Origin of the sequence: Flavobacterium sp. P21 (assembly GCF_050632225.1) — a bacterium.
Lineage (GTDB): Bacteria > Bacteroidota > Bacteroidia > Flavobacteriales > Flavobacteriaceae > Flavobacterium.
In genome coordinates, this window is the sequence record NZ_CP192585.1 from 3369885 (window position 1) to 3381596 (window position 11712).

Sequence of the window (11712 nt, forward strand, 5' to 3'; positions counted from 1 at the left end):
TAAATTCCAAAAACATCAAAAAAAGAACAAAAAAATCCAAATTCCAATCTAAAACAATTGGAATTTGGATTTTATAATATTGCTTTTTTTAACTAAAGCTTACTTCAGTTGTTTTGCATTTTTCACACTTTGATCTGTAAGTGCAATTGCAAGAACTTCGCTCATTTCTTTTACATAATGAAAAGTAAGTCCTTCTAAATATTCAGCTTTGATTTCATCGATATCACTTTTGTTTTCGTGGCACAAAATGATTTCTTTAATGCCTGCTCTTTTTGCGGCTAAGATTTTCTCTTTAATACCTCCAACCGGCAAAACTTTTCCGCGCAAAGTAATTTCCCCAGTCATTGCAAGGCTTTTCTTTACTTTCTTTTGAGTCAGCAATGAAACTAATGAAGTCAGCATTGCAATACCAGCACTTGGACCATCTTTTGGAGTCGCACCTTCTGGAACGTGCAAGTGAATATTATATTTCTGGAAAATTTCCGTGCTCAATCCTAATTTCTTAGCATTAGCTTTAATATATTCTAAAGCAATTGTAGCCGATTCTTTCATGACATTTCCAAGATTCCCTGTAATTGTCAATGCACCTTTTCCTTCTGAAATCAATGATTCTATAAATAAAATATCTCCTCCAACACTTGTCCAAGCCAAGCCCGTAACCACTCCGGCAACATCATTGTTTTCGTATTTGTCGCGCTCTAATCTCGGAACTCCCAAAACAGCTACGATATCTTCATCTGTAACTTTTTTATTGTATTCCTCCTCCATTGCAACCGCTTTTGCCGCATTACGAATTACCTGAGCAATCTTAGTTTCTAAGTTACGAACACCTGATTCGCGTGTATAACCTTCAACAATTTTTTCCAATTGTTTTTTTCCAATTGTCAAATCTTTAGAAGTTAATCCGTGTGCCTCTAATTGTTTTGGAAAAAGGTGTCTTTTTGCAATTTCAACCTTTTCTTCAATTGTATAACCAGACATTTTGATTACTTCCATTCTGTCGCGCAATGCTGGCTGAATTGCCGCCATATTGTTTGACGTTGCAATAAACATCACTTTAGACAAATCATACCCCATTTCAAGGAAATTATCATAAAAAGCATTGTTTTGCTCCGGATCTAAAACCTCTAATAATGCAGAAGATGGATCTCCAGAATTTCCGTTAGACAATTTATCAATCTCATCTAAAATAAATACTGGATTTGAAGTTCCTGCCTTTTTCAAACTTTGAATAATTCTTCCTGGCATTGCTCCTATATATGTTTTTCTGTGTCCGCGAATCTCTGCTTCATCACGTAGACCACCTAATGAAATACGTACATATTCACGACCTAAAGCTTCTGCAACCGAACGCCCTATTGAAGTTTTACCAACTCCCGGAGGCCCAGTTAAACAAATAATTGGCGATTTCATATCATTTCGCAATTTCAAAACTGCCAAATGCTCAATCATTCTTTTCTTAACTTCATCAAGTCCAAAATGATCTTTATCTAATACTCTCTGAGCATGTTTTAAATCGAATTTATCTTTAGAATATTCGCCCCAAGGCAATTCTAAAAACAACTCTAAATAATTGCGTTGAATTCCAAAATCTGGCGATTGTGGATTCATACGACGCATTTTAGATAATTCTTTCTCGAAATGTTTCTGTGTTTTTTCGTCCCATTTTTTGGTTTTCGCCTTCTGCCCCATTTCGTCCATTTCCTCTTCTTGCGAAACGCCTCCCAATTCTTCCTGAATGGTTTTCATTTGTTGATGAAGGAAATATTCTCTTTGTTGCTGATCTAAATCAAAACGAACTTTTGACTGAATGTCATTCTTCAATTCTAATTTTTGAAGTTCAACATTCATATAACGCAAAGTTTCCAAAGCGCGCTCTTTTAATCCATTTATTGATAAAAGCCCTTGTTTTTCTTTTACCGATAAATTCATGTTTGAAGAAACAAAATTGATCAAGAACGATTGACTCTCAATGTTTTTAATCGCAAATGTAGCTTCTGATGGAATATTTGGGCTCTCTTTGATAATCTGAATTGCCAATTCTTTAACTGAATCTAAAATTGCTGTAAATTCAGTGTCATTGTCTGCTGGCCTTTCTTCTGCAACCTCTTTTATTGTTGCATTCATATAAGGTTCTTCTGAAACTACTTCGTCAATTTCAAAACGTTTTTTTCCTTGTAAAATAACGGTAACATTTCCGTCAGGCATTTTTAAAACGCGAAGAATTCTGGCTACAGTTCCAATTTTATGAATATCATCTTTAGATGGATCTTCGTCTTCTTCATTAATCTGAGATACTACACCAATTATTTTTCCGCCTGCATTGGCATCATTAATCAATTTGATAGATTTATCTCTTCCCGCTGAAATAGGAATAACAACACCTGGAAATAAAACAGTATTACGCAAAGGCAAAATTGGCAGAGAAACAGGAAGTTCCTCATTATTCATTTCTTCTTCGTCTTCGGGAGTTAACAATGGAATTAATTCTGCTTCAGAATCAAATTCCTGAAGTGACAGATTGTCAATAGTAAGTATTTTATGATTTGACATAATAATATATAAGTCGTTTTGTCATTAAATGATTAATACAACTTGCAAATAAAGCTCGAAATTCATTATTTTCTAATAAAAACAAGCTAAAACTTAATTTACAAGATACACCTATAAAATAGACAATCACTATGCCAAGAATGGAACATACAGTATCTATTTAATCGACCAAACTAATAAAATCAAATTGTATTACCAAAAAAATCCGCACAAGGCGGATTTTAAGCGAGTCAAGAATAAATTATTATAAACCTTCTATATCTATATCAAAAGATCCTGAAATTGTTTTTTCATCATTTATACTAAAATTTTGAACGACCAAATCAAAAGTCCCCACGAGCTTTGTTGCTGTTTTTGAAACAATTGTTATTGACCCAGATTTAGATGTATATATGTAATCATTTATTCTGAAAGTACCTGCAACAACGTTTTCAAGAGCGCCACCCGTATTTGATGAATTAGTTGAAACCTGATAAGTTCCGGCTCCATATGATTTATTAATACTCAAACCAACACTTACACTCCCATCATTCTTTTTCCAACTATACTATAATATGGATTACTACCAGATGCACTTACAGCAGTTACATCAACTTTATCATTAATGAAATCAACCCCATTTACTTTTGCTTTCAAAATTTGATCTGAATCATCTGCAGGAATATCTGTTGTATAAGGCACATTAACAAAAGTACCATTTGTAATTACTTTAGTTTCAGTTGAACCATTATCAGTCTCTCTAAATCCTGTAAATTGAAAAGTACCTGAAATTGTTTTTTTTGTTTTATCCACCGCAGTAATTTTAATAATTGCTGTATCGGTATAATTTTTTACTTCTAAAGATGCCGCATCTTCGTTTGAAATACTAGCAAATGCATCTACATCAACTTTTTCGGCGTAAGCCAAAACAAAATGATCCGCATTTTCTTTGCTGTTTGCCCATGTATATGTTCCTACTTTATTGCTTGGCAAAATGATTTGAATTAAATCTCCTTTTGAAGATCTAGTTCCAGCTATTAATACATAGTTATCTGTTACAACAGCGGTTGTAGTATTTGCAACAAATTCTTCTGTTCCGATTTTAGCCTTAAAAACAGCCTTTTCTTCAACAGTTCCGCTTCCATTTCCGTTTCCGTTTCCACTATTCTCAGAACCTTGGATATCACATCCATCATCAAAAGGACTACAAGAACCTAAAAGAGTGCATATTGCGAAAAGCAAAAGAAATAAAGTATTTTTTTCATGTGGTATTTATTTTACGTACAAATATAGATTTTATCCAAAGAAATAAAAATCTTACACATTCTAAATTATTTTAAAAAAATAAAATTAATTTTATAGAAACTGTAACAAACTAAAAAAAGTCAAGTCCTTATAAAAAACTAGCAATCATTACTTGAGTATAACCAACCAAAATATCGAAGAATTAATCGCGCTTTGTAAAGAGAATAATCAAAAAGCCCAATTTGAAATTTACAACCGATACAGCAAAGCTATGTACAACGTGGCTTACCGTATTGTAAAAGACGAACATTTTGCACAAGACGTCATGCAAGAAGGTTTTTTGAAAGCATTTACAAAAATAAACGACTACAAACAAGAAGTTGCTTTTGGCGCGTGGCTGAAGAAAATTGTGATCAATTATAGTATTGATTTTTATAAAAAGAATAATGCTTTTCAGATCGACGATCTAAGCAAGACGCTTTATAAAATTGAAGATAAGGATGACTTTTATTCTGAAACCATTGATTTTAACACTTTAAAAGTAAAACAAGTTTTAGACACTATTTTAAGTCTGAAAGACAATTACCGAATGGTTCTGACACTTTTTTACATTGAAGGTTACGATCAAGAAGAAATAAGCGAAATTTTGAATATTAGTTATCAAAACTGCCGAACAACATTAAGCAGAGCAAAGGAAAGTTTGCGAAAAAAATTAGAGGAGATATGAAAATGGAAAAGAACAACGACAATTTAGATCAATTATTCAACAAGTTTGAAGACCAATGGGATGTTCAAGAATTAAATCCAGATCATCAGGATATTTTCTTGAATAAATTAAACCAAAAACAACCTAAAAAGAGAAATTATTGGTTTGCCACAGCAATTGCGGCGACTATAGTTTTAATGCTTGGAATAACTGTTTTTTATAAAAATGAGAAACCAAAGGAATTCAAATTTGCATCTAAAGAAACACAGCGTACCGATTCTATTTTCAATATTCTGATTGATAACGAGCTGGTTAAACTTAAAGAAAAAAGTTCGCCCGAAAATGAGCAGATCATAAATGATGCATTAAAACAAATGAAAGTTTTTGATGCCGATTATCAAAAAATCATTAATGAATTGCAAAAAAACGGTGAAAACAAACAAATCATTTATGCCATGATAAGCAATCTGCAAACAAGAATTTCATTTCTGCAGACGGTTTTGAAAAGAATTGAAGAAAACGAAAATTTAAAAAACACAAGCCATGAAAAAACATTATAAAATACTAATTCTGTTCATCTTGATGCCTTTTTTGGGGTTTTCAAATGATGACACGAATATTTCGAAACAAAAAAATATCAAAAAAACCTATATAGTAAATTCTAATGCAGGAATTGATATTGACAATAAATATGGAAACATTTCGGTATCCACTTGGGACGAAGATAAAGTAGATCTTGACATCACAATCAAAGTGACTGGCGGAAATGAAAATTGGGTAAACGAAAAACTGAACACTATTGATGTTGATATTACAGCTTTAAAATCAATGGTTACAGTGGTTACTAAAATCGGAAGTTCTACCAACAAAGGAAGAGGAAGCGACAATAGTTTTGAGATCAATTATGTAATCAAAATCCCGAAAAACGGAACCGTAAAATTGATGAACAAATACGGAAATATTACAACAATGACTATTGAAGGCGCAACTGACATTAGCTGTAAATACGGAAAAGTTACTCTTGGGAAATTGAACAATGCAACAAACAGGCTAAATATCGAATATTGCCAAAATTCATCTATCGATTATATCAAAAATGGAACTGTAGAAGCTCGTTATTCAGGTTTGAAAATCAATGATTCAGGCAATATCAATTTTGATGCAAATTATACAGATTTAGTAGTTTCTGACGCTCAAAACATTAAATACGACTGTAATTACGGAAATTTGAAATTTCAAAAAGTAAACTCTTTTTCAGGTTCTGGAAACTACCTTACAGTATCTGTTGCTGAAGTATCAAGCAATTTAAGCATTAATACAAATTACAGCAAAGTCAATATTGGCTCGCTGACTGAAAAGGCAAATAATGTCAATATCAATTCTGGATATACTGATATTTCATTAGGCTACAATTATAATTACGCTTTCGATTTTGATATTAATACCAAATATGCCAGCATTAAAAATGGAGATGATCTTGAAATTAATGTGAGTGAAACTAAAAACAACTCAAAAACTATAAGCGGTTATCATAAAAAGAAAGGTCAGAATAAAGTAATAATTAATTCAACTTACGGAAACGTATCATTAATCAAAAAACAATAATTTTAAATAATCAAAAACCATGAAAAAAATTATTCAATCAGTAGTTTGCAGTGCACTTTTAATTGGCCTTACAGCTAATGCACAAGAAAAAATTAACGGAAACGGCAATGTTGTAACTCAGACAAGAACAACTTCAGAATATGATGCAATCAAAATATCAGGTTTTTATGATGTTGATTTAGTAGCGGGAAAAGAAGGGAAAATTACAATTAAAGGAGAAGAAAATATTCTAGCCGCAATTATTGTTGAAGTCGAAAATAATGCTTTAAAAATTTATACAAAAAAGGGAACCAATATTCGTCCGAGTACAGGAAAAAAGTTGAGATTACAGTTCCATTCGAAAAAATATCTGAACTTAATCTTTCTGGCTCAGGAGATGTTGTTACAAAATCGCCGATTAAAAATGATAAATTTTCAGCAAAATTATCCGGTTCAGGAGATATTGATTTAGATGTTGCGGCAAACTCTTTTGATTTTAGTTTGAGCGGTTCAGGAGACATTAAATTAAAAGGGAATTCAGATGACTTAGTTATCAAGCTTTCTGGTTCAGGTGATATCGAAGCGACTAATTTGAAGTCTAAAAATGCTAATGTTATGGTTTCAGGTTCAGGTGATGTTAAAATCAACTGCAATGAAAGCTTAACAGCAAGAGTTTCTGGCTCAGGAGACATTAAATATACTGGAAATCCTGAAAAACGTGATGTGAAAGTTTCAGGTTCAGGAAGTATTTCAAAAGCATAAATTAAAAAGAACTCAATAATAAAAGATTTTTAAAAATCATCAAATCAAAAATCGAACAATCATTCGTCTTTTATTATTGAGTTTTATTTTCTTCATACTTTATTAAATAAAAAGAGGCACTTAAAGTGCCTCTTTTTTATGAACTCTTCTTAGAAGGAAAATTGCCGTAACAAAGAAAATCGCCAAAATTACAATGGCGGCGCGTGGCCCCCAATGTTGGTCAATTATTCCATAAATACACATTCCTATTACAATTCCTATTTTTTCGGCAACATCATAAAAACTAAAAAACGAAGCTGTATCTTCTGTTTCAGGCAACAATTTTGAATACGTAGAACGTGACAATGCCTGGATTCCTCCCATTACAAATCCCGCAACGGTTGCCATAACATAAAAATGCATTGGCAATGTTATAAAATATGCCAAAGCGCAAAATACTGCCCAAATAGCGTTGATAAAAATCAAAGTTGGTACATTTCCATATTTTGCCGAAGCTCTTGAAGTTAAAACAGCCCCAACAACAGCTACTAGCTGAATTAACAAAATGCAAATAATTAATCCTTGTTGACTTTCTTCTGGTGACGACCACTTAATTTCTTGCGCACCAAAATAAGTTGCTACCAGCATTACGGTTTGCACTGCCATGCTTGAAACAAAAAATCCGCCTAGATATCTTCTTAAAGGGATATTATCATTCAATAAACCCCAAACTTTTTTTAACTCTTTAAAACCATTGAAAACAACACTTCTAGTCAATTTTTGGCCATTTTCTTTGCTTCCTTTTGGCAAATAATAATAGGTATATTGGCTAAAAAGAATCCACCAAACACCTACCATAATAAAAGAATAACGCATTGCTTCCATTGCTGTAATATGGAAAGTATCTGGAAACATGATCATTCCAAGATTAATCACTAATAAAATTACGCTACCAATATATCCTAATGAATATCCTTTGGCACTTATTCTATCCTGTTGATCCTCAAAAGCAATATCTGGCAAATAGGAATTGTAAAAAACCAAACTTCCCCAATATCCTATCAATCCTAAGAAATAAAATGCTAATCCGATATAAATATGCCCAAGATCAAACCAATACAATCCCATACATGACGAAGCGCCTAAATAGCAAAAGAATTTCATGAACGCCTTTTTATTTCCCACATAATCTGCAATTCCTGATAATAATGGCGAAATAAATGAAACAACTAAAAACAACTGCCGCAGTGGTAAAACTAATTAATGCAGAATTTTTGAGATGCATCCCGAAAACATCAATATAATGACCGCGATTTGTAAACAATGCTTCGTAAAATATAGGAAATACTGCCGAAGCTATCGTAAGTGTATAAACTGAATTTGCCCAATCATAAAATGCCCAGGCATTTAATAGTTTCTTATCTCCTTTTGGTAGGTTTTTCATAGAAATGGTTTTGTTAATGCGCTACGAATTTATCTAATTTTTATGATAATCGAATACAAATATTTCAATTCGTATATTATTAAATCATAAAGCAAAAAAAGCTACTCGAAAACGAATAGCTTTTAATATCATGTCTTTGCAATGTAAAATTTATTTTATAGTTCCTACTTTAAGCGCAATTGCTTTAGCTTCAGGAACCAATGCTTTTATATTAGCAATTCTTGTCGCATCTGAAGGGTGTGTGCTCATAAATTCTGGAGTTCCTGATGCTCCCGATTTTGCGACCATTCTGCTCCAAAATGAAACTGCGTCATCTGGATTATAGCCGGCAATCGCCATTAATGTAAGACCAATTTTATCAGCTTCGCTTTCATTGCTTCTGCTGAAAGGAAGCATTACTCCTACTTCAGATCCAATTCCGTATGCTTGTGCAAAAATTTGTTGCGTTGCTTCAGATTTTCCGCTTGTTGCGGCTCCTAAAGCGACTCCACCAATTTGCTCGCAATTGTGCCGCCGACATTCTTTGTGCACCGTGATTAGCTAATGCGTGCGAAACCTCATGTCCCATTACAGTTGCCAAACCAGATTCATTTTGCGTAACTGGCAAAATACCTGAATAAACAACAATTTTACCGCCAGGCAAACACCATGCATTAACTTCTTTATTATCAACTAATTTATATTCCCAACGATAATCTTTCAAATATTGGGTTTGTCCTAAATAGTTCAAATATTTTTCTGCGACCAATTTAATTTTATACCCAACTGTTTCTACAAGTTTTGCATCTGAAGTTCCAGTAATTACTTTGTTTTCAGTCAAAAACTGATTGTACTGTTGAAATGAAGATGGAAATAATTCACTATTGGAAACAAAATTTAAATTTTGTTTTCCTGTTATTGGGTTTGTTGCGCAACTGTAAACCAAAACAGCTGTAAAAACCCCCGCAATTAGATGTTTTTTCATGATCTTAAAAATTTAAACACACACAAAAATACAACTAATAAAAGTCAAAATTATTATAGAATTTTTTAAAAATTTACCAGAATTTACTTATTCACCAACAATATGGAGTTCATTGAATTCTTTATCAACAATTAAGAAGTTATTTTGCGCAAATGCAATTTTATCAAATTCGATTTTTTCATTGTCGATTTCGATTTCAGTAACTTTAAACGGAAGTCCAATTAAATTGATTTTATACTTACTGTATGGCGTATCATATTTCCCTTCTTTATGAAGCTGAATAATCAATTCTTTATCTTTTCCAATAGAACGCAATGATAAATGGCTGTAACGTCCTTTTTTATAATCGTAACCATCCTGCGCATCTTCATAAACTGCTGATTTTTCTTTTCCATGTTTATAATAAACATCCAAAGTCAATTCATCAAATTCTAATTCACCAACATATTGCTGAACAGGATATTTTGGAATAATAGCACCCGCTTTTATAAAAACCGGAATTTCGTCAAATTTTGTATCAATCCAAATTTCTCGCCCTCCAACAAAAAGCTCGTTTGTCCAGAAATTATACCATTCACCTCTAGGTATATACATGCGTCTACCTACAGCATTAGGTTCAAGAATTGGACATACTAAAATTTGGTTTCCGAAGATAAATTCGTCATTTCGATAATGCGTTTGTGTGTCATCTTGATCATAATAAACTAAAGGTTTCAACATCGGAATTCCTTCTTCAATATATTGCCAAAACATAGTATATAAGTATGGAAGAAGCTGATAACGAAGACTCACAAATTTTCTGGTAATATTAATTACTTCTTCATCAAAAGCCCAAGGTTCCTGATTCCCGTGATCACCAGAAGAATGCGTTCTGCAAAAAGGATGAAAAACACCTAACTGAATCCAGCGTGCATATAATTCTCCTGTAGGTTGTTCAGCAAAACCTCCAATATCAGAACCAGTAAAGCCCATTCCTGAAATTGACATTCTCTGAACCTGAATATTCGCAATCCACAAATGTTCCCAAGTTGCGACGTTATCTCCCGTCCATGATGATGTATAACGTTGAGCGCCAGAATAAGCTGACCTTGTAATCACGAATGGACGTTTTGGATAAGCAAAGCGTTTTACACCGTGATAAGTGGCTCTAGCCATTTGTGTTCCGTAAATATTATGTGCTTTTCTATGACTACAAGGGTTTCCGTCATAAACATGTCGAACATCCATCGGGAAAGTTTTGTTTGGAACCTCCATAACAGCTGGTTCATTCATATCATTCCAGACTCCTTTTACACCAATATCTGAAATTAATTCTTTAAATAATCCTGCCCACCATTCTCTTACTACGGGATTTGTATAATCTGGAAAATTACATTCTCCAGGCCAAACTTTTCCTTTCATATAAGGACCATCGGCACGTTTGCAGAAATAATCTTTTTCTAGAGCTTCTTTATAAACCCAATAATTTTTATCAATTTTAATTCCGGGATCGATGATTACGATTGTTTTGAAACCGTCTTCGGCTAGTTCGGCAACCATCTTTTTTGGATCAGGAAAATATTCTTTATTCCATGTAAAACATCGAAAACCATCCATATAATCAATGTCCAAATAAATGGCATCACATGGAATTTTAAGTTCTCTAAATTTTGAAGTGATTTCTTTGACTTTACTTTCTGGATAGTAACTCCATTTACATTGATGGTAACCTAAAACCCAAAGTGGCGGTAATTCAGGTTTTCCAGTTAAATCAGTATAAGTTGTAACCACATCCTGCATTTGCGGACCATAAATGAAGTAATAATTCATTTCTCCACCTTCTGCCCAAAAACTGGTTACATTTCTTCTTTCCTGACAAAAATCAAAAAAGGTTCTAAAAGTGTTATCAAAGAAAACGCCGTAAGATTTTTGATTGTGTAATCCGATATAAAACGGAACTACTTTATAAAGAGGCTCTTGGTCTTTGTGATAAGCATATTGATCGGTGGCAAAATTCTCTACTCTTTTACCTTTTAAGTTCATTTGAGTGGCTTTGTCTCCAAGACCGTAAAAACATTCTCCATCTTTTGAAGACTTACTCATTTTCACAATGTTTCCACCGTATTCGTAGCTTTCTTCCCAGTGAAATCCAAGTTCATCCTGAAGAATCAAACAATTTTCTAAGTCATAAATAGACAAACGGACATCTGCTTTTTTAATTTTACAAATTACCTTGCTGGTTCTGATTTCAAAATAATTTTCGTCTTCGCTGACTTGCAAAAAATTATAGCCATGCAATTGCGTTTTATCAATCGCATACGAAAAATCGTTGCTGAAATAGCCTTTTGTGGTAAAACGAAAACGAATTAAACTGTCTCTAAGAACCGTGACTTTTAAAATTACATTATTGTCAGTGTAAAAAGAAATGGAATCTCCCTCATGCTCGTACGAAACTATTTTTGACGGAAATAAATTGCCTTTATGTTCTAGTGATGTATTTGTAATCATATCGCTATT

9 protein-coding genes and 2 pseudogenes are annotated in these 11712 nt (G+C 33.0%); 5 read left to right on the plus strand and 6 right to left on the minus strand.

The window, feature by feature from the left end; translation table 11 throughout:
* Nucleotides 1–99: 99 nt before the first annotated feature.
* The 3 genes from lon to ACQ9BO_RS16915 all read right to left on the minus strand — a co-directional run bounded on the left by lon (nucleotide 100) and on the right by ACQ9BO_RS16915 (nucleotide 3774).
* Complete coding sequence (lon, locus tag ACQ9BO_RS16905; protein ID WP_431241670.1) at nucleotides 100–2553, minus strand: endopeptidase La; 2454 nt, start codon at nucleotides 2551–2553, stop codon at nucleotides 100–102.
* 244 nt (nucleotides 2554–2797) lie between these two features.
* Nucleotides 2798–3061: a hypothetical protein gene (locus ACQ9BO_RS16910; protein ID WP_431241671.1), complete on the minus strand. Its 264-nt coding sequence runs from the start codon at nucleotides 3059–3061 to the stop codon at nucleotides 2798–2800.
* An 8-nt stretch (nucleotides 3062–3069) separates the two neighbouring features.
* Nucleotides 3070–3774 (minus strand): DUF6252 family protein, encoded by a 705-nt coding sequence (locus ACQ9BO_RS16915; protein WP_431241672.1) that lies wholly within the window; start codon nucleotides 3772–3774, stop codon nucleotides 3070–3072.
* 175 nt (nucleotides 3775–3949) lie between these two features.
* Here ACQ9BO_RS16915 and ACQ9BO_RS16920 point away from each other — a divergent pair, with 175 nt between their 5' ends.
* From ACQ9BO_RS16920 to ACQ9BO_RS16940, 5 genes are read left to right on the plus strand one after another with little or no spacing between them, the layout of a single operon-like run.
* Nucleotides 3950–4504 (plus strand): RNA polymerase sigma factor, encoded by a 555-nt coding sequence (locus ACQ9BO_RS16920; protein ID WP_431241673.1) that lies wholly within the window; start codon nucleotides 3950–3952, stop codon nucleotides 4502–4504.
* Nucleotides 4505–4506: 2 nt separating this feature from the next.
* Nucleotides 4507–5043, plus strand: coding sequence for an anti-sigma factor (locus tag ACQ9BO_RS16925; RefSeq protein ID WP_132991435.1), 537 nt, complete (start codon nucleotides 4507–4509; stop codon nucleotides 5041–5043).
* A complete protein-coding gene (locus ACQ9BO_RS16930) occupies nucleotides 5027–6088 on the plus strand; it encodes a hypothetical protein (protein ID WP_431241674.1) in 1062 nt (353 codons plus the stop codon). The genes ACQ9BO_RS16925 and ACQ9BO_RS16930 overlap by 17 nt, the downstream gene beginning before the upstream one ends.
* Before the next feature lie 19 nt (nucleotides 6089–6107).
* Nucleotides 6108–6539 carry a GIN domain-containing protein gene (locus ACQ9BO_RS16935; protein WP_431241675.1) on the plus strand — a complete coding sequence of 144 codons (432 nt, stop codon included), beginning with the start codon at nucleotides 6108–6110 and terminating at the stop codon, nucleotides 6537–6539.
* Entirely contained in the window at nucleotides 6434–6829 is a 396-nt protein-coding gene (locus ACQ9BO_RS16940; protein WP_431245138.1) for a head GIN domain-containing protein, read from the plus strand. Before ACQ9BO_RS16935 ends, ACQ9BO_RS16940 begins: the two co-directional genes overlap by 106 nt.
* Before the next feature lie 120 nt (nucleotides 6830–6949).
* Here ACQ9BO_RS16940 and ACQ9BO_RS16945 read toward each other — a convergent pair.
* The 3 genes and pseudogenes from ACQ9BO_RS16945 to ACQ9BO_RS16955 form a co-directional block, all read right to left on the minus strand.
* Nucleotides 6950–8252, minus strand: a pseudogene (locus ACQ9BO_RS16945) (MFS transporter).
* A gap of 150 nt (nucleotides 8253–8402) precedes the next feature.
* Nucleotides 8403–9216: pseudogene (locus ACQ9BO_RS16950) on the minus strand (M48 family metallopeptidase).
* An 87-nt stretch (nucleotides 9217–9303) separates the two neighbouring features.
* On the minus strand, nucleotides 9304–11703 hold the full coding sequence (locus ACQ9BO_RS16955; protein WP_431241676.1) for a glycoside hydrolase family 31 protein: 2400 nt from the start codon (nucleotides 11701–11703) through the stop codon (nucleotides 9304–9306).
* Nucleotides 11704–11712 lie beyond the last annotated feature (9 nt).